Below are 18,667 nucleotides of genomic sequence, written 5' to 3' on the forward strand. Positions count from 1 at the left end.
TCTGAATTCAAATTCTTATTTGCATTTATAGCCTTTAACTGCAAAGAATAAAATATATAAATAGCAAATCGCAGGAATAATGAAAGATATATGTAAATTAACAATATCAGCAAGTATTCCTTGAATAGGAGGGATAATAGCTCCACCAACGATTGCTATACAAATAATTCCTGAAGCTTGAGAAGTGCAGCGACCAAGTCCATTTGTAGCAAGTGAAAAAATAGTTGGAAACATAATAGAGTTAAAAAATCCAACACCTAAAACTGCGTAAGCACCCAATTCTCCACCAATTAAAATAGCACACAATAAAAGCGTCATATCAATAACTGCATTGAATGCTAAACAATAAGCAGGTTTAATATAATTCATTATATAACTTCCAATAAAGCGACCTACCATAGCTCCACCCCAATAATAAGCTATCATACTAGCACCTTCTACTTGAGTGATATTTAAAATAGGCATTAAATAAAGAATTAAAAATGAGCCAATAGCAACCTCAGCACCAACATAGCAAAAAATTCCAATAGCACCTAAAACCAAGTGTTTATATTGCCAAGCACTTGTTCTTGTATCGTGTGCGTTTTCGCTAATTTCTTCTGCTGTAATTCTTACATCAGGTAATTTTATGAAAAACTTCACAAAAATTCCTAAAACAATTAGTGCAACTGCAATTCCTAAATAAGGTAATTGAACTGAGCTTATTTTTTCTTCTAAGCTTAGATTTGTAGTTGAACTTAAAATAAATAAGCTACCAAAAAATGGTCCAACGGTTGTTCCAAGTGAATTAAATGCTTGAACTAAAGCTAAATTTCTTGCTTCTTTACCACTAGGTGATAATAAAGTAACGAAAGGATTTCCTGTAACTTGAAGTAACACTACCCCACTAGCTAAAACAAATAAAGCACCTAAAAATATAGCATAACTATGAGTTCCTGCTGCAGGATAGAATAAAATAGCACCTAATGCGGCTAATAAAAATCCACCTACAACACCATTTTGATAGCCAATTTTTTGAATTAGCTTACCAAAAAATGCAGAAGTTATAAAATACGCTCCAAAAAAGCAAAATTGAACTAAAGATGATTGAAAATAAGTTAATTCAAAAAGTTCTTTAAGATGTGGGATTAAAATATCGTTTAAAACGGTTAAAAAGCCCATCATAAAAAATAACGCTGTTAAAATAACAAGCGAAAATGAGTTGTTTTGCGTTCTCATAATAATCCTTTGATTAATTTTAAAAAGCTCATTTTAAAATAATTTTTAACATTTTTAATAACTTTTTGTAAAAAAATTCAAAAAGTGTGTAGTTTATACACATTTTAATGTTAAAACTGAAGATTTTAAAGCATTCACATCAGCTAAATCGTGAGTTACCATAATGCAAGTTAAGTTTAAATTGTTCAAAAAATCCAAAACAAATGTCCTAACACTAGAGCGTAAATTAGCATCTAATGCACAAAAAGGCTCATCTAAAAGCAATAATTTAGGCTTTTGAGCAATACACCTTGCAAGTGCGACGCGTTGTTGCTGACCACCGCTTAAAGTCTTAGGATAAGAATTAAAAAGATTTTTTATATCTAAAGAATTTAAAATATCTAAGGCAATTTGTTTTTTATCTTTATCTTTTATACCAAACATAACATTTTCTAATACATTTAAATGTGGAAATAAAGCATAATCTTGAAATAAAAATCCTATATTTCTTTTATAAGCTGGAATTTTGCTAATATTTTCATTATCTAAAAAGATTTCTCCTTGTTTTAGCTCGTTAAATCCTGCAATTAGCTTTAAAATTGTGCTTTTACCACTGCCACTTTCTCCTAGGATGGCTAATTTTTCTCCTTGTTTTAAACTAAAGCTAAGATTTGTAAAAAGTGGCTTTTCGTATCCAAAACTCACATTTTTAAACTCAAAATAATTCATTTTCTTTCCTTAATCAAATTAAATATAACTAATAATATAAAGCAAGTTAATACAACCACAAGTGCAGGAGCACTAACCATAGCAAGCTGCTCATCACTTGCATATCTATCCATCTCAAACGAAAGGGTTTTAAATTCACTCGTAGCAAGCAAACTTGCTAAAGGCAATTCTTTAATCACTTCAATAAAAATCAATATAAATGAACTAAGCAAACTAGGGATTATCAAAACAAACTCAACCTTAAAAAAGCCTTTAAAAGGATTTATCCCCAAGCTATGCCTTGCATTAGTTAGTGAGCTAGGCAGTCTATTAAGCCCTGAATTAATTGAATTAAAACCTAATGATAAAAATCTAACAACATAAGCAAATATCAAAATCACAGGACTTAAAGTTAAAAATAAACTCTTATTAATTCCTAAGTAAGAATAAAAAGAAGCCAAACTTCTATCTATAAAAATAAACATAACAAGCATACAAACAGCTACAACAGAACCAGGAATACTATAGCCCATATTTGCTAAAGAGCTTATTATTAATTTTGATTTATTGTTTTTAAAGCGTTGATTTGCTGCTAAAAATAAAGCAATTATCAAAATAATCACACTAGAAACTACACTTAAAAAAAAGCTATTTTTACTAAGAGCAAATAAATTAGCATAATCAACATCAAAATAACTTCTCTTAAACCATATTAAAATGTGAATAACAGGCAAAATAAAGCTAATAAATAAAATTATAAAAAACAAGCTAAGCACAATTATTTCGGCTTTTTTGCTAAGTTTTGTCCTTGTTAATGCGTATTGTTTTGAGCCTAATTCATAAGGTCTTTGAGTGATTTTCTCAATAAATAAGATAAAAAATACTATTAATAATAAAATCACAGCTAATTTAATAGCAGCATTTAAATCCCCATATCCAATCCAAGCTTTGTAAATACCTGTACTAAATACATGCAGACCATAATAATTCGGCGCTCCATAAGCATTAAGTGTCTCCATAGCACACAAACTTGCACCAGCTACAATAACAGGTCTTGATAAAGGCAAAATGACTTTAAAAAATATCTCAAATTCATTTTTACCTAGACTTCTTGCACTATAAATTAAACTAGAAGCAAATCTAGCTAAAAATCCCCTTGCAAGTATGTAAGTATAAGGAAAAAACGATATTGAAAATACAAAAATAACTCCATAAATATTCATCATATCAAAATGGATTTTAATATTAAATGTATCTCTTAAAAATATATTAAACCAAGAAAAATAAGAGAAAAAATCAGCATAAACATAGGCAAACAAATAGCTAGGAATTGCAAAAGGTAAAACCAAGCAAAACTTAAAAAATTTCCTAAATCTAAACTCATAAAAACTCTCAAAATAAGCTAAAAATACCCCAATAATCGTAGAAAAAATAAGGGTAAATAGCACAATAATTCCTGTATTTTTTAGATATTCTACTAAGTAGCTATCAAATAACACAGCCGTATTTTCTTTAATCGGCTGTGTTATAAAAAATATAATATAAAAAATAGGAATTAATATTATAAATAATATCAAATAAGCTAAAAAATCGCTTAATCTTCTCACTTCCATAAAGCCTTATCAGCTACTACTTGAGCGGTTTCAAGATTTTTTGCTATTTCGTTAAAATCAATTTCACTTGCCTTAAACTCACCCCATGATTTAACCACATCAGCAGGACTTGCTTCGCTATTTACTGGAAATTCGTAATTTGTTTGAGCTAAAATCTCTTGAGCTTCTTTACTTACTAAAAACTCCATTAAAGCGGTTGCTTCTTTTACATTTTTAGCATATTTTGTAATACCTGCTCCACTTATATTTATATGCGTTCCACCATCGTTTTGATTTGGGAAGAATATTTTAAGATTTTTGAATACTTCTTGTTCAATCGGGTCTTTTGATACTGACATTCTACCTAGATAATAGCTATTCATAATAGCAATTGCCCCTGTGCCACTTACAATTGCTTTTGCTTGGTCTCTATCATTGCCTTTTGGCTCTCTTGCAAAATTAGCAACTAATTTTTTAGCCCAATCTTGAGTTTGGTTAAGCCCATCTTTTGCTATCATAAATGCTATTAAATGGCGATTATACGAAGCTGTTGAAGAGCGAGTTAAAACCTTGCCCTTAAACTTCTCATCAGCTAATGCTTCATAAGTGCTAAGGTCTTTTTCACTAATTTGTTTTGGGTCATACACAAATACTCTAGCTCTATAGGTTACTCCTGCCCAAGTTTTGTCTTTATCACTAAATTTTGCAGGAACTTTTTCATCAACTATTTTTGATGAATAAGGTTGTAATAAGCCTTTTGATTTTGCTTTGTATAAATCCCCAGCTCCAACTGTCATAAACAAATCAGCTTGAGTATCTTTGCCTTCTTGCTCTAGTTTAGTAATAAGTGGGTCAATTTTATCCTGAACTAAATTAACCTTGATACCTGTTTTTGCTGTAAATGCGTCAAATACTATTTTGTCCGAATCATAATGCCTTGAAGTATAGACATTCACCACACCATTTGCTAAAAGCACACTGCTTGCTAGAATTGTTAAAGCTAACTTTTTCAATTTTTCTCCTTAAATAATATTTTAAAGTATTGAAATATTAGCAAGAAATTTATAACAATTATTATTTTTATTTTTAAATAAATTAAAAATTACTATCAATAATACTAAATTGCTAAATGATATTTAATTATAATAAAATAAGACACTTGAAAAAAAGGAGAAAAAATGAAAAAAATATTATTAATCGCATTAATTAGCGTGATTGCTTTTTCGCAAGATTATTATAAAGAAGCTTTAAAATATCACAAATGTTTAGGCGTTGAATGTGATTTAGAAAAAGCAAAAGAACTATACATAATCTCTTGTAATGAAAAATCATATAAAGCTTGTAATAATTTAGCAACTATTTATAATGAAGAAAACAATCCAGATAGCTTACAAAAGGCTGAATATTATTATAAATTATCTTGTGAGTATAATAACAATGATGGAATTTCTTGTGGGAATTTAGGTATATTTTATTCTAATACTTTAAAAGATGATATTAAAGCAGAACCATATTTATTTAAAGGTTGTAAAGCAAATATAAAAGACGCTTGTATGCAATTAGCCTTCGTATATATAAATACAAATACTAACTTAGATAGAACCGCTAAAATATTTGAACATTATTGCAAGTTAAATGACCAAAATTCTTGCTTTAATTTAGGGCAATTATATTTATATAATGATAAGATGAAAAACGAAAAATTAGGTTTTGAAAATCATTTAAAAGCTTGTAATATGGATAATGCGATTTCTTGTAAAAATATAGCTATTTTGTATGTAAAACATAATAATTTATTTAAAGCGTTTAAATATTTTAAAAAATCTTGCGGCTTAGGAGAGCAAGAAGATTGCAAAAAAGCCTTAAGTATTGTTATACATTTTATTAAGAATTTAAAGAACTAGAAATAATTCTAGTTCTTTTTTACTTATTTACTAAGTGCTTTGCCTAAATCAAACGGCCACGCTTGATAGCCTGTTGTATCTTTTAATTGGATTTCAACGCTAGGAGTGGTTGAGCCATATTTAAATTCCATAATGTATGGATTTGGTGCTGAAGTGAATGCTCCATTTGCTAAATCAAAATTAGCTCCAGCAGTAGCTGAATATGCAAAAATTGAGTTTTTATCTGCATTATATTGAGTTAGAGAAGTTACAGGGCTATACCATTCATGACCTCTTTGTTTGCCGTATTCCCAAACTTGTTCAACGCTCATTTTTTTCTCATCTATTTTATAAACAACTGCACGAGAGTATTTATCAGTTGGAAACGCAGGTTGTTCCATACCACGACTATCTCCGTTATCAAATACGGTTATATAAGTAACACCTTTTTTACTTAATTCATGAATTCTATAAGCTGTGTGTTGAGTCCAAGTAAAGTCAAATCCACCTTCAGGATTTTCATATCCTGGGCATTTACTATATTCATCATCACACTCAATTTTTTTACCTTTATTATCTACAGGTTGTAATAAGTATTTTTTAAACTCATCTTTCCAACCTTTGTGAGCACCTAAAATCCACTTGATTTTTTTATCACGACCAATTTTTACAACCGCATTTTGATGGCGAGATGAAATGATAATACTATCATCACTTGGGTCATAACTAACGCTATTTACATGAGCCCAGTTGCGACCTGCTCCAGTCCCAACAATATCTCCAAACTTATCACTACTATCAAGTTTTGCTAATTCTTCAGCACTTAAAGTTTGACCTGCTTTATTTGCATCAATATTTAAACATACCGCACCTTGGTCAAGAACTTTTAATGCTATATCTCTATATGGGTCAAGTATTTCGTATAATCTCCAATCATCAACCACATTACCATCTCTATCAATTTCTACGATAACATCTCTTACCGTTCTTACATTTTTACCATCAGGGCGAAGTGTATTTGCACTAGCAACTCTTAAAAAATAATTTCCATTAGCTGCAACATCAAGTTGGTGTGAATAATCAATATAGTTTGCAGGTAAGCGACGATTGAAAATCTCTCTTCCCATTATGTCGTATTTTGCATATCTTTGACCATATCCCCAAACTAAAGCACCATCAGTATCTTGTTTAAAGCCCATCATAACACCAGCCATAGTTGAGCTATCAAGGTCATAAATTGGAGTAGCTAACATATACCATCTAACTTCTCCTGTTGTATCAATGATAAAGTTTTGCGGATAATAATTCCATTCTAATGCCCCACCTGTTGGGTTATTCCATACTACTTTAGTTCCTGCTCCACTTTTTTCTTCAATATTATTTACAAAATAAAGTCTATCTTTAAATTCTGGGTCAATTTTATTTACTTTAGCTTCACTAAATAATGCAGCTTTTTGGAATTTAATTCCACTAGCTTCTACATAAATAGCACTAGCGTACATTTCATAAACTTCGTTTTCTACTCTTTCTTTTTTGCCATTTGCTTCTTTTGTATAGCTAACCTTAACCGTATTGTAATAATTAGGATATAGTCCAAAAACTGGAATTCCGCCGTGAGTTAATAAAAATTTATTAGCAACATTATATTTTAAAGGAACTCCGTTTTCCTTAGGAACAATTTCAACGCTAACATCGCTTAATTTATAACCACCATTTTTAATAACTGCAGTAAGGGGAGCGATTTTATAAGGGTTCATTACTAATTCACCGATTTTGCCTTGTTTGTGATAATCAGTCTTAGCACCACTAGCACCACCTATAGCATAAGCACTTGTTGAAAGAATTGCAGCTGCTGCAAATAAACTCAATACCTTTTTCATTTTAATCTCCTTTAAAAAATTAATATATTCAAATTCCAGCTGCCATTGAAGCAATTTTTGCTGCTTTAATAGCATTTCCACTAAAAAATAAAATCAAAGTAACAGCTATTACAATAATAGCACCAATTTTTGCACATTTGCAAGGTTTTGATATAAAGCCTATAAACATTGCTAAAAGTGCAACAAAACAACATACAAAGCATAATAAACATGCAATTGCCATATTCATAAAATGCAAACTAGGTATTAAATACCAACCTTGTGAATAAAATCCATCTTCAAAATCGCCCGCTTCAGTTCCTACAAAAAATTGTTGAAAAGAACTTAAAGTAGCATAAGCATCTTCAGGCACGATAGGATTATCAAGACCACATTCTCCAGTAGGTAAAAACCAACCTGGTGCTAATTCGTGTAAAGGCAATGCAAAAGGATATATTGGAATTTCTCTACAACCTTGCACTCCACCAAAAGCATTTGCATTATGCACTGCTTCGTGAATTTCATTTAAAGTTATACAAAATCCAAAACCTATTAAACAACCATAAAAACCTAAAGTATATCCAATAATTCTAGTTAGTTGATGTGGATAAATAGCTGCTATTATGCCACCTATTGCCATTACTATCATTGCATATCTAATATATACGCATTGTTCGCAAGGCTGCATATATAAATAATCTTGAAAGAAATAATGTGCTACACAAGTAAGACCTAGTGTAACAACAACCATTAATATCCATAAAAGCCTACCTTCTTGTAGGCTTGTTAATTTATTAAGAAGCTTCATAGCAAAACTCCTTACATACTAAGTAATTCTTTAATAACCTCAACTAAAGCTTCAGGCGAGCCAATTTTTGAAATATTTACTTCATATTTTCCATTAACTACAAAACCTGGAGTTCCGAAATTCTTTGAAATAGGGTCAGCGATTTCATAAGAAGCAATGATTTCTTGAGCCTTAGGGGTAGCTAAAAACTCATCTAATTTTGCTTTATCAATTCCTAAAGCTTTTAGACCTGTTTCATAAAATTTATCTGGCTCAGCACCATTTCCCCATCTTTGATTTTTCTTAAAATAAGCTGAAAAATAAGCATCACTTACTTTATGGTGTAAGCTATGTGCGTCAGCAACTTTTCTTCCTGCTTTTTCATCTTCATTTTGTGCATAAGCTAAAACTTCAGCAGCTTGCTTGCCATAATCTCCCATAGTTTTTACTAATAAATATCCAACTTTTACATCAGGGAATGCAGCTTGGATTTTTTCCATAGTTTTTGCTTTATGATGTGAATAGCAATGCGTGCATCTATAAGACCATACTTCATAAACTGAATTTTGAGCATTTGGGATAGGAGTGCTTAATGTAATGTATTCATTACCTTCGCTTAAAGCAAATAAATTACCCCCCCCCATTAGCATAGTAGCTAAAACCAATGAACTTGAAACTTTTTTTAAGACTTTCATCTTTATCTCCTTAAATTAAAATTATATTTTTATTTTAATTATTTAATTTTAAAATAAACTGAAAAATTATTTTAAATTCCAATAATTATTATTATAAAATCCATACTATTTATTTAATTTATAATCACTTTAAGTGTTTAGTAAAATAAATTAATTAATCTAAAAAATTAAGCAAATAAAATAGCATTTAAACTATAATTACCTAAAGGATTAATATGAGTAAAAATTATGGGGTAATTTTAGTTTTTTTAGGTGGAATTTGCTGGGGATTTAGTGGTGTTTGTGGAGAATTTATATTCTTAAAAAAAGGCTTAAATGCTGATTTTTTAGTGCCATTAAGATTATTATTTGCTGGAATATTAATGCTTTTATTTTGTTTAATAAGAAAAATCAAAATTAATTTTTTAATTTTTAAAAACACAAAACACCTATTTACATTATTAATATTTTCATTTTTTGGCATTTTTATGTGTCAATATACATACTTTTACGGAATTGAATTAAGCAATGCTGCAATTGCTACCGTAATTCAATATACAGCCCCTGTTTTTATAGTGCTAATCGTATGTTTTGAACAAAAAAGATTTCCTAACATATATGAAATTCTAGCTTTAATTTGTGTGTTATGTGGAGCTTTTTTGCTATCAACTAATGGTGATTTTAATAAATTTGTAATCTCTACTAAGGCTTTAATTGTATGCTTTTTATCATCAATTGGAGCAGTTTGTTATGCAATTATTCCTAGAAAAATTAATATGATTTATTCTCCTTTACCTAATTTAGGTTTTGCTATGCTTATTGCAGGAATTGCTTTTTGTGTATATCAAAAGATTTGGGAATTTGAAGTACAAATTGATTTAGAATTAATACTTGCTATGTTAGGAGTAATTGTAGTTGGAACTACTATGGCTTTTGGTTTTTTTATGGTTGGTTTGCAAGAAATAGGAGCAAGTAAAGCTAGTCTAATATCATCAAACGAACCATTAGCTGCTGCAATTATTGGATATTTATGGTTAGGGACAAGCTTATTAATCGTTCAAATAATTGGATTTGCTTTAATTATGATTGGTATTTTAATAACAATGTTAAAAAAGGAAAAATCTTGAAAAAATTATTAATTCTTATGAGTTTAATCTCTTTTACTTACGCACAAGATTGTAGCGCTTATTTTGCTAGCCAACAAATACAAATGGATAGAAAAATAGAAGAATTAGACGAAGCAAAACAAGCGTTAGAAAGCTATAAAGCTGCCTTTTTAGCTATTCAAAAAGAAAAAGAAGAAAAAAACTTAGCAATGTTAGAAGAGATAAAAAAAGAACAAGATAAATTAGATGAAATTAGAAACAATAATGCAAAAATTTTAGCCGAAATTAGACAATTAAAAAATGAAATTACAGAAAATAAAATAAATAAAGTATCAAATGCCTATGCTAAGATGAAAGATGCAGCAGCAGCGGCTATTTTAGAAACAATGGATGAAAAAGAAGTTATAAAAATATTTTTAAGTCTTGAAGCTAAAAAAATATCATCAATACTAGCAAAAATGACCCCAGCAAAAGCAGGAGAATTAACAAGATTATTAAGTGAAAATAAATTACAAAATTAATTTATTTTCTTATAAATTTGGTTTATCTAATATTTTTTTGTTTAATAATTAAATATGATATTAGATTTAACCTATAGGTTTTAATTAAGATTATTTTTAAAAATTAATTTAAAACTTCGTTGTATTAGAGTTATAAAAAGTTTTTATAAAATATTTTTTTTAAGTTTATTTAGTTAAAACCTTAAATTACTTTCAATGCTAATTTAATTTCGTGCGTTTTATGAAGTTTTATAAAAATTATATGTGTTATTTATATATTAGTTTTTATACTTTTAAAAGTTATTTAAAACCCTATAACTAAAGCTTTAAGTAACTTTTATCATCAAGCAATTTTAAAAAATTCACTATATTTTGCGTGCAACACACACTATATTTGATTTTAAATTCTTTAGCAATATTATGAGTGATATGTAATAAGAAAAATTAAAATAGGAAATAAAAATATTTCCTATTTTGTAATCACACTGGAATTACTCTAATGTTTGGACTAAGATTTTCTTGAAGAATATTTTCAATAGCATATAATGTCCCAGTGCTTCCACTAGAACAGCCACTACATGCGCCTAGATATCTAATATATAAATCACACATTCCATCGCTACTTTTTTGAATATCAATTACTTCTAAATCTCCACCATCCATATGTAGCATTGGGCGAATTTCAGTATCTAATAATTCTTCAACTGCTTTAATTTGTTTTACAACGGTTAAATCATCAAAATTATCACTTAAATTAGCTTTTTTCAAGCGTTCTTTATCCATTTCAGCTCTAGTTTCAGCCAATATATCAACCAAATAATACTCTCTTTTTTCATGGCCACCAGGTCTTACACAAGATTTGCAAAAGCCACCTGCTTTAGTATATTGAGTAATTTGCTCAACTGATTTTAAATCATTTAATTTTATTACTTCTTTAATAGTTTTTAGGCTTACTCTAGCACATTCACAAACTATAATCTCATCTTCAAAATCTTCAGGGTTAATACCTTTATATTGAGCTGCTGCAGCTTTTATAACATCATAAGCCATTACACTGCAATGCATTTTTTGAGGTGGAACTGCAGGAGTATCAGGATTATCACGCATTGCAAATTCCACATCTATATTTGTAATTTTTACAGCTTCATCAACACTTTTACCTATACAAAGTCCTGCCATTGTATCACTACTAGCAATTGCAGTCCCACAGCCAAAGCTTTTAAATTTTGCGTCCTTAATAATATTAGTAGCTTCATCTACTAACCAATAAAGCCTAACAGCATCGCCACAACTTTCAGCTCCAAAATCAGCAACTATTAATCTTGTATTAGTAGCTTTTGCGTCTTCTTCTGTAAGCTCACCCATATGAATTGGATTATTCATTAAATCTTGAACTTTTTGTGAATATTCATCCCAAATTGAACCACTTATTAAATTATTTTTTGCCATTATTTATCCTTTTTAAGCCAGCTTGGAGAATAAGCGTAAGTGCTAGAAATTGCTCTTAAACGCTTAGCTGCTGCTTTAATTTGTTCTGCTGCGTAATCAATTTCACTTTCTGTATTAAAACGACTAAGACTTAATCTTAAAGCCGTATGAGCTAAATCAGCTTCAGCTCCTATTGCTTCCATAATAGGATTACTCTCAAGAGTTTCAGAAGCACAAGCACTTCCTGTACTTGCTGCAATTCCAGCCTTATTTAAATCCCATAGCATCGCTTCACCTTCAACACCCTTAATACTTGCTAAAATAGTATTAGGAACTCTATTTGCCCTACTTCCTACTACACTAACATCAGGAATTGTTAAAATCTCATCTTCTAATTTATCTCTTAATCTTCTTATATGAGAGTTTTCGTAATCAAGCATTAAATTAGCAAGTCTTAACGCTTCTGCCATTCCAACTATTCCAGCTACATTTAATGTCCCACTTCTACGACCACCCATATGCTCTCCGCCGTGAAGTAATGAAGTAAGTTTTAAACCTTGTTTTATATAAAGACCACCAACGCCTTTTGGCCCGTGGAATTTGTGTGCTGAAAATGACGCAAAATCAACTCCTGCACTTCTAAAATCAACTTTTATTTTACCAACTGCTTGGGTTGCGTCAGTGTGAAATAAAGCTCCGTGCTCGTGTGCAACTTGAGCTAATTCCTTAATAGGGAAAATCATTCCTGTTTCATTATTTGCCCACATAACATTCACAAGTGCTGTTTTATCGCTTATCATTGCTTTTAAATCATCAACATTGCAAGTGCCTTCGCTATTTACAGGTAAAGTTTTAACCTTAACACCTAATCTAGCTTCCAAAAAAGCACAGGCTGCACCAACTGCTGGGTGTTCAACTCCACTTATAATGATTTCGTTTTTATCTTTATTTAAAATCTCATCAAAATAAATTCCTTTTAAAACCCAGTTTATGCTTTCAGTAGCACAAGATGTAATAATCACATCATCTAAATCACTCGCTCCTAATCCGCTATATAATTTATTTAAAGCATCATTTAATGCTTTATGAGTAGCTTGACCATAGCGATGAAGTGAATTTGGATTGCCATATATATTTTCTAAATACGGCTTCATTAATTCAAAAACGCTTGGGTCTATCATAGTAGTAGCGTTATTGTCTAAATAAATTTCTTTCATAACCTTTCCTTTTCCTAAAGCTTTTTTATCCATTTTTTAAAATGGGATAAAAATTATCTTTTATAAATAATATTCCAAATTATTAAATGAATTACTATTCTTCTATTCTTATTAAATTAATTTCATCTTTTACAAATTCTTGAACTTGTAATTCTTGCAATAATTTATTGATTTTTGCTTCATTTGCAAGATGAGTTGTAATAAAAATCGTTCTTGATTGATTTTTTGATGGGCGTTGCATTAGACTATCTATGCTAATTTCATTATTACTCATTAAACTTGTAATTTTGTTTAAAACACCTATCTTATCATCTACACTTAATCTTAAATAATATTTAGAAGTTATATCGCAAGTTGATACTAAAGATACCACTGGTAATTCATTATATCCTAGCATTTTACGAGTTTTATTATCAGCTATTTGCATTAAATCGCTTAAAACAGCACTAGCAGTCTCAAGACTTCCTGCACCTGCTCCATAATACAAACTCTCTCCTAAAGCATTATCATTAAGTAAAATAGCATTCATAGAATTATTTACACTAGCTAAGATATGATTTTTATCTATTAATGTTGGATGAACTCTAATTTCTACCTTATCATTATTTTGTTTTGCAATTGCTAAAAGCTTAATTCCAAATTCAAATTCTTTAGCAAAATAAAAATCATCATTGCTAATCTTATCAATTCCTTGAACCAAAATATCTTCAGGTTTTATATTAACTCCATAAGCAAGACTTGCTAAAATGGTTAGTTTATGTGCTGCGTCCATTCCGTTAATATCTAATGTAGGATCAGCTTCTGCATAGCCTAATTCTTGAGCTTGTTTTAAAGCTATTTCATAACTTAAGCCTTCATTTTGCATTTTTGTAAGAATGTAATTTGAAGTGCCATTTAATATACCTTTAATACAATTAAATTTATTCGCACTTAAACCTTCTTTGATAATTTTAATAATAGGCACACCACCAGCAACACTTGCTTCATAGCCAAAATATTGATTAGGCTTTAGCATATTTTCAATATCGTAACGATAATAAGCAAGTAAAGCTTTATTAGCTGTTATTACATGTTTTCCTTTTTCAAGAGCTTTTTTAATGCACTCATAAGCAAATGTAGTCCCGCCCATTAATTCGCACACTACATCACAATCGCTATTTAAAATATCTTCAAAATTACTTGTTTGAGTATAAGGACAATTTGCCTTATGCTCTCTTGTATAAACTAAAGAAATTTCTAATTTTTTGCCTAGTCTTTTTTGAATTAATTCAGAATTTGTTTTGATTAATTTTGCTACACCACTAGCAACCGTTCCATACCCTAATAAAGCTATTTTCATTACATTCCCTTTATATTTAATCCTAATCTAATATTTTCTAGCGTAAAAGCATCTCCTACTATCATATAAGCACACATTTTAGGAACTGCTACATTTAATTCTTTAAAATTATTTTCACTTTTATAAGTTGAAATAAGATTTAAATTCTTATCCAAAAATTCAATCTTTGGATACCAAATATTATTTAAATTTCTATCAATTACGAGCTTAGAAATATTATTCACTTTTATAAAATACGCATCAAGTGGTTTAGTAAGCTCTAATAAATCGCCTTTATTTAATTCAAAATCAGCTTGTATATTTGCTCTGCTAAAATCAAGTTCATAACTAAATTCATTCTGATTTCTTCTAGCATCTATTATATATACCCCTGTCTTTTTTAAAGCTTCGTATAAAGCACCTGGGTCTATACTAAATTTTGAATTAATCGTAAAAGCAACACTAATTTCATCATTATTTTTTACATATTCACTAACTAAATAATAATTAATTCCTATTTGCTCATAAGCTTTTGTAATAGCCTTTAAAAATATCCCTGCTTTTGCCTTTGCGCTAAATTTAATTTGCATATTTGTAGCGTTTGAATAAGCATAAGTTAATAAAGAATTCATTTTTAAAACTTGAGTAATTGCTTTAATATTTGGCATATTTCCTTGCATATAAGACCCGCTAGGAAATAATAATCTAAGCTTTGCATCTTTGCTATCGTCATTTACTAATTTTGAAGCTATTTCATAAGATGAATTAGCATAAGAAAAACTAGCTAATACAAATAAACATATTAATTTTTTCATTATTTTGCCTTATCTAATTTTGTATATTCTTTTTGACTTAAAAAAGTAACTTTTCCATCTTTAAATAAAATATATCTAGCATCATTTGTGGTAGGTAATTCTATCTTAGAACCATCTAATTCAAGGGTGAATAAGTTATTACCAACAAAAATTAAAGAGTCTTGAGTAAAACTAGCACTTTTTACTATCATATAATTTTTAGTTTCTTTTGTTTTTAAATTCTTAACACTAACCCAAACCTTAGAATTTGGACTTAATAATAATTTATTATCTTTTTTAATCTCTACTTTAGGCTCTATAATCTCTGCTTTTTCTTCTTTAATTTCATTAGATTTTACTTCTTGAACTTTAACTTCTTGAGTTTTAATCTCTTGTGGTTTTATTTCAGGAATAAGCTCTACTTGTGCTGGAATTTGAATTGTTTCTTCTTTTGTATTGATTTTACTCTCTTCTAAATTTTCAGGCTTTTTATCTTCTTTTACTTCTTCAAGCTTTTTCTCTACTAAAGGAGTAGCTGGTTTTATTTCTTCTTTTACTTCTTTAATAGGTTCTATTTGAGTTTTGGTTTGTGTAGAATTTTCTTGCTGATTTACTTGCAATTCTTCTATTGGTTTTTCTTGAGTTGTGGTATTTTCTACTACTTCTTGAGAATTTTCATCATAATAATTAAAATAATAAAAAACCCCAGCTATTACAATAATAGTAGCTAAACTAAGATATATAAAATAAGCTAAATTACTATTTGATTCCTTATCAGAGTTATAACCCATTACTTTAGGTTTTACTTTTAAAGAATTTTTTTTGTCCTTAAAATGATTGTTTTTATATTCATTATATTCATTTAACCATTCGCTAAAATCAATATTATATTCACGCTCTAAAATCTTTATATTCATTGCAATATTAACACTACTTAAATTCTCATAATCTTTATTAATTATTGCTTTAATTCTAGCTTCATCTAAGTGAGTTTTTAAAGCTATTTCTTTAACAGAAAAACTTTTTAAATAATCTACTTCATTCATTTATCATCCTATCGCCTAAAATAGCAAAAGCATTACTAACATTTAGGCTATCAAAATTATTTTTCATAGTAATTTTTACTTCTTCATTACAAGATTTAATAATCTTAGAACTAAGTCCATTACCTTCGCTACCCATAACTAAAACCGATTTTGTAGCATATTTTATTTTATTATGCTCTTTAGCGTTTTCTGAATTATTTGCAGCATAAAAGCTAAAACCAACTTGCTTAAATTCATTAACCAAGCTTAAAATATCCTTAGTAAATGCTAATTTTAATTCAAGTAAAGCACCAGCACTAGAACGCATAACTGCTTCTATATTAATATTATTTCCTGAATGAATAATCCCATCAAACCCTAAAGCATAAGCACTTCTAGCAATTGAACCTATATTTCCAACATCGCTTAATTCGTGCAATAAAACAATTTTTTCAAATTTTTTAAACTCATTTATATTTGCTAATTCGTATTCGCTAACTTTTGCTAAATAGCCTTGATGATTTCCACCCTTTGCCATTGCTTGAGCTTTAATAAAATCTAACTTATGGATTTTTTTGCCTAATTTTGTAATTTGTCTAAAGCTATCTTTATCTAAATCTTTTGCTAAATATATTTCTTCTATTTTTTCAGGATGTTTTGTAATATAGTGCATTAGCACTTGTTTGCCGTAAATTATCATTTTTCACTCTTTAATAAATTTTCATAATTTTGTTTTGGGCTAAGCCCATTTAATTTACTCAATAATTTCGCTTTATCTTTTAAACTTATATTAAGATTTAAAATATCTTGAGAATTTATATTAGAATTTGAAATAGAATTTTCATTATTTATAACTACTACCCATTCGCCTTTTAAATTCTCATTTTTTAAAATATTTGCTAGATTTTTAGCAGTATCTTTATAGGTTTTTTCATACATTTTTGATATTTCTTTAATTAAAAATAATTCTTTATCTTCATCAATTTTTGCAATATCTAATACTAAATCCAAAATCCTTGTAGGAGCTTCATATATAATAGTAGGATAGCTTTGATTTAGAGCATTTTCTATTTGAGCTTGACGATTTTTTTTGATATTTAAAAATCCTAAAAATATAAATTCCTTATCAGAAAACCCACTTGCAACAAGTGCAGTAATAGCAGCATTTGCACCAGGCAAAACACTATATTTTATATCATTTTCTTGAGCATATTTTACTAGTGAAATTCCAGGATCACTTATGCAAGGCATACCTGCATCACTCAAATAAGCTATATTTTTAGAAAAATCAATTTTAGAAAAATCAAAATCTTTTTCATTGTGTGAATGTAGTGATATGAAATTATTTATATTAAATTCTATATTATATTTACTACTTAATAAATTAAGTAAAGCCTTACAAACTCGCACATCTTCACAAAAAATTAACTCGCAAACTTGCAAGACTTCTAAAGCACGATATGAAATATCGCCTAGATTTCCTATTGGTGTAGGAACGAAATAAAGCATTATTGCATTGAATATTTTTTCTTAAACTTCTCAACTCTACCTGCAGCATCTACAATTTTTTCACTTCCTGTGAAAAATGGATGACAACTTGAGCATATATCTACTCTTAATTCTTCTTTATTTGATTTAGTTACAAAAGTATTTCCACAAGCACAAGTTACAGTGCATTTTTTATAATCTGGATGAATGTCTTTTTTCATAATATTTTCCTTTTTGGCATAAATAAAGCTGTGATTGTATCTTAAATTACATTAAATCTACATTAAAATTTTTGAACTTATGCTTATAATAGCCGTTTTTGCTTTTAAAATATTTGTAATTTTTAAACCTTGAGTTTTAAATAAATTCCTTTCTTTTTCACTAAAACCACCTTCAGGGCCAATTACATATAAACAATCTTTATTAAACTCGCATAAATCATTTTTATTAAAATCAATTAAAACAAAATCATTATAAAGTTTTTTAAGTTCGGCTAAATTATTTAAAATTGTGATTTTTAAAATATCAGCCCTAGCACATTGTGAGCTTGAATTATGCAAAATCTTTTCAAGTTTAGCTAGTTTTTTATCATCAAATTTATAAGATTTTTGAGAAAAATCTGTATAAACTAAAAATAATTCTTCTAATCCTAATTCATTTAAATAAGGTGCAATTTCAAAAATACTATCAATTTCTATCATAGCAAGTGCAATTTTTACACCACTTTTATTTGCTTTAAATTCACATTGTTCTAGCATTTTTAAAATGATTTTATTTCTTTGCATAAATATTATTTCATATTTGTATAAAAACCCATCTAATCTACTTATATTTACTATATTTCCTATTTGTTCTCGCCTAGCTTTAAAATGAGATACTAATTCACTATCTAAAACAATTTCTTCACTACCTGCTAAATCATTAAAATAATAAAACATTGTTAAATCCTGCAATTAAAATAGCAAATAATTTTATAAGCTCTAAAAATAAACTTAATTTTTTAAATTTTAAATATTCTTTGCTTTTTCTATATTTTTTAAATTTAATAAATTGAAATATAGAAATTCCTAAAATTAAAATAACAGCAAATA

Annotated in this window: 19 protein-coding genes; 3 read left to right on the forward strand and 16 right to left on the reverse strand. The window is 28.6% G+C overall.

Features of this window, described 5'->3' with window-relative positions; genetic code table 11:
• Positions 1-15: 15 nt before the first annotated feature.
• The 4 genes from KJQ97_RS02000 to KJQ97_RS02015 all read right to left on the reverse strand — a co-directional run bounded on the left by KJQ97_RS02000 (position 16) and on the right by KJQ97_RS02015 (position 4,510).
• Positions 16-1,218: a sugar MFS transporter gene (locus KJQ97_RS02000; protein ID WP_214119793.1), complete on the reverse strand. Its 1,203-nt coding sequence runs from the start codon at positions 1,216-1,218 to the stop codon at positions 16-18.
• Between the two features lie 93 nt (positions 1,219-1,311).
• Entirely contained in the window at positions 1,312-1,926 is a 615-nt protein-coding gene (locus KJQ97_RS02005) for an ABC transporter ATP-binding protein (protein WP_214119794.1), read from the reverse strand.
• Positions 1,923-3,512, reverse strand: a complete 1,590-nt coding sequence (locus KJQ97_RS02010; RefSeq protein WP_350028216.1) for an ABC transporter permease — start codon at positions 3,510-3,512, stop codon at positions 1,923-1,925. Before KJQ97_RS02010 ends, KJQ97_RS02005 begins: the two co-directional genes overlap by 4 nt.
• A complete protein-coding gene (locus KJQ97_RS02015) occupies positions 3,509-4,510 on the reverse strand; it encodes a Fe(3+) ABC transporter substrate-binding protein (RefSeq protein ID WP_214119796.1) in 1,002 nt (333 codons plus the stop codon). The genes KJQ97_RS02010 and KJQ97_RS02015 overlap by 4 nt, the downstream gene beginning before the upstream one ends.
• 165 nt (positions 4,511-4,675) lie before the next feature.
• On the opposite strand from KJQ97_RS02015, the gene KJQ97_RS02020 reads away from it, so the two are divergent.
• The gene (locus KJQ97_RS02020; RefSeq protein ID WP_214119797.1) at positions 4,676-5,401 is read left to right on the forward strand and encodes a tetratricopeptide repeat protein; all 726 of its coding nucleotides are present in this window, start codon (positions 4,676-4,678) and stop codon (positions 5,399-5,401) included.
• A 23-nt stretch (positions 5,402-5,424) separates the two neighbouring features.
• Here the strand turns inward: KJQ97_RS02020 and KJQ97_RS02025 are convergent, their stop codons facing one another.
• Genes KJQ97_RS02025 through KJQ97_RS02035 form a run of 3 tightly spaced genes read right to left on the reverse strand, consistent with a single transcriptional unit; the run spans position 5,425 to position 8,721 of the window.
• Complete coding sequence (locus KJQ97_RS02025) at positions 5,425-7,260, reverse strand: aryl-sulfate sulfotransferase (RefSeq protein WP_214119798.1); 1,836 nt, start codon at positions 7,258-7,260, stop codon at positions 5,425-5,427.
• A 28-nt stretch (positions 7,261-7,288) separates the two neighbouring features.
• Positions 7,289-8,047 carry a protein-disulfide oxidoreductase DsbI gene (gene dsbI, locus KJQ97_RS02030; protein WP_214119799.1) on the reverse strand — a complete coding sequence of 253 codons (759 nt, stop codon included), beginning with the start codon at positions 8,045-8,047 and terminating at the stop codon, positions 7,289-7,291.
• An 11-nt stretch (positions 8,048-8,058) separates the two neighbouring features.
• The gene (locus KJQ97_RS02035; protein WP_214116882.1) at positions 8,059-8,721 is read right to left on the reverse strand and encodes a thiol:disulfide interchange protein DsbA/DsbL; all 663 of its coding nucleotides are present in this window, start codon (positions 8,719-8,721) and stop codon (positions 8,059-8,061) included.
• Between the two features lie 215 nt (positions 8,722-8,936).
• On the opposite strand from KJQ97_RS02035, the gene KJQ97_RS02040 reads away from it, so the two are divergent.
• Positions 8,937-9,827: a DMT family transporter gene (locus tag KJQ97_RS02040; RefSeq protein WP_214119800.1), complete on the forward strand. Its 891-nt coding sequence runs from the start codon at positions 8,937-8,939 to the stop codon at positions 9,825-9,827.
• A complete protein-coding gene (locus tag KJQ97_RS02045; RefSeq protein WP_214116887.1) occupies positions 9,824-10,327 on the forward strand; it encodes a MotE family protein in 504 nt (167 codons plus the stop codon). Before KJQ97_RS02040 ends, KJQ97_RS02045 begins: the two co-directional genes overlap by 4 nt.
• Before the next feature lie 459 nt (positions 10,328-10,786).
• Here KJQ97_RS02045 and KJQ97_RS02050 read toward each other — a convergent pair whose 3' ends face one another.
• The 9 genes from KJQ97_RS02050 to KJQ97_RS02090 form a co-directional block, all read right to left on the reverse strand.
• Complete coding sequence (locus KJQ97_RS02050; RefSeq protein ID WP_214116889.1) at positions 10,787-11,755, reverse strand: iron-sulfur cluster assembly scaffold protein; 969 nt, start codon at positions 11,753-11,755, stop codon at positions 10,787-10,789.
• A complete protein-coding gene (locus KJQ97_RS02055; protein ID WP_214116891.1) occupies positions 11,755-12,951 on the reverse strand; it encodes a NifS family cysteine desulfurase in 1,197 nt (398 codons plus the stop codon). The genes KJQ97_RS02050 and KJQ97_RS02055 overlap by 1 nt, the downstream gene beginning before the upstream one ends.
• Positions 12,952-13,045: 94 nt before the next feature.
• A complete protein-coding gene (locus tag KJQ97_RS02060; protein WP_214116893.1) occupies positions 13,046-14,290 on the reverse strand; it encodes a homoserine dehydrogenase in 1,245 nt (414 codons plus the stop codon).
• Positions 14,290-15,084: a hypothetical protein gene (locus KJQ97_RS02065; protein WP_214119801.1), complete on the reverse strand. Its 795-nt coding sequence runs from the start codon at positions 15,082-15,084 to the stop codon at positions 14,290-14,292. Before KJQ97_RS02065 ends, KJQ97_RS02060 begins: the two co-directional genes overlap by 1 nt.
• Positions 15,084-16,109, reverse strand: coding sequence for an MICOS complex subunit MIC60 (locus KJQ97_RS02070; RefSeq protein WP_214119802.1), 1,026 nt, complete (start codon positions 16,107-16,109; stop codon positions 15,084-15,086). The genes KJQ97_RS02065 and KJQ97_RS02070 overlap by 1 nt, the downstream gene beginning before the upstream one ends.
• Positions 16,102-16,788, reverse strand: coding sequence for a TrmH family RNA methyltransferase (locus KJQ97_RS02075; protein ID WP_214116899.1), 687 nt, complete (start codon positions 16,786-16,788; stop codon positions 16,102-16,104). Before KJQ97_RS02075 ends, KJQ97_RS02070 begins: the two co-directional genes overlap by 8 nt.
• Positions 16,785-17,597, reverse strand: a complete 813-nt coding sequence (gene rsmI, locus KJQ97_RS02080; RefSeq protein WP_214116901.1) for a 16S rRNA (cytidine(1402)-2'-O)-methyltransferase — start codon at positions 17,595-17,597, stop codon at positions 16,785-16,787. Before rsmI ends, KJQ97_RS02075 begins: the two co-directional genes overlap by 4 nt.
• Positions 17,597-17,797: a 50S ribosomal protein L31 gene (gene rpmE / locus KJQ97_RS02085; RefSeq protein ID WP_214116903.1), complete on the reverse strand. Its 201-nt coding sequence runs from the start codon at positions 17,795-17,797 to the stop codon at positions 17,597-17,599. The genes rsmI and rpmE overlap by 1 nt, the downstream gene beginning before the upstream one ends.
• Positions 17,798-17,854: 57 nt before the next feature.
• Entirely contained in the window at positions 17,855-18,514 is a 660-nt protein-coding gene (locus KJQ97_RS02090; protein ID WP_214116905.1) for a 16S rRNA (uracil(1498)-N(3))-methyltransferase, read from the reverse strand.
• Positions 18,515-18,667: the final 153 nt, after the last annotated feature.

This window comes from Campylobacter sp. 2018MI01 (assembly GCF_018501205.1).
Lineage (GTDB): Bacteria > Campylobacterota > Campylobacteria > Campylobacterales > Campylobacteraceae > Campylobacter_E.

Coding starts and splice junctions, on each gene's coding strand:
- KJQ97_RS02090 (WP_214116905.1), bottom strand. CDS start 18,514: ATGTTTTATTATTTTAATGATTTAGCAGGTAGTGAAGAAATTGTTTTA.
- KJQ97_RS02040 (WP_214119800.1), top strand. CDS start 8,937: ATGAGTAAAAATTATGGGGTAATTTTAGTTTTTTTAGGTGGAATTTGC.
- KJQ97_RS02005 (WP_214119794.1), bottom strand. CDS start 1,926: ATGAATTATTTTGAGTTTAAAAATGTGAGTTTTGGATACGAAAAGCCA.
- KJQ97_RS02055 (WP_214116891.1), bottom strand. CDS start 12,951: ATGAAAGAAATTTATTTAGACAATAACGCTACTACTATGATAGACCCA.
- KJQ97_RS02065 (WP_214119801.1), bottom strand. CDS start 15,084: ATGAAAAAATTAATATGTTTATTTGTATTAGCTAGTTTTTCTTATGCT.
- dsbI (WP_214119799.1), bottom strand. CDS start 8,047: ATGAAGCTTCTTAATAAATTAACAAGCCTACAAGAAGGTAGGCTTTTA.
- KJQ97_RS02000 (WP_214119793.1), bottom strand. CDS start 1,218: ATGAGAACGCAAAACAACTCATTTTCGCTTGTTATTTTAACAGCGTTA.
- rpmE (WP_214116903.1), bottom strand. CDS start 17,797: ATGAAAAAAGACATTCATCCAGATTATAAAAAATGCACTGTAACTTGT.
- KJQ97_RS02035 (WP_214116882.1), bottom strand. CDS start 8,721: ATGAAAGTCTTAAAAAAAGTTTCAAGTTCATTGGTTTTAGCTACTATG.
- KJQ97_RS02020 (WP_214119797.1), top strand. CDS start 4,676: ATGAAAAAAATATTATTAATCGCATTAATTAGCGTGATTGCTTTTTCG.
- KJQ97_RS02050 (WP_214116889.1), bottom strand. CDS start 11,755: ATGGCAAAAAATAATTTAATAAGTGGTTCAATTTGGGATGAATATTCA.
- KJQ97_RS02070 (WP_214119802.1), bottom strand. CDS start 16,109: ATGAATGAAGTAGATTATTTAAAAAGTTTTTCTGTTAAAGAAATAGCT.
- KJQ97_RS02025 (WP_214119798.1), bottom strand. CDS start 7,260: ATGAAAAAGGTATTGAGTTTATTTGCAGCAGCTGCAATTCTTTCAACA.
- rsmI (WP_214116901.1), bottom strand. CDS start 17,597: ATGCTTTATTTCGTTCCTACACCAATAGGAAATCTAGGCGATATTTCA.
- KJQ97_RS02060 (WP_214116893.1), bottom strand. CDS start 14,290: ATGAAAATAGCTTTATTAGGGTATGGAACGGTTGCTAGTGGTGTAGCA.
- KJQ97_RS02075 (WP_214116899.1), bottom strand. CDS start 16,788: ATGATAATTTACGGCAAACAAGTGCTAATGCACTATATTACAAAACAT.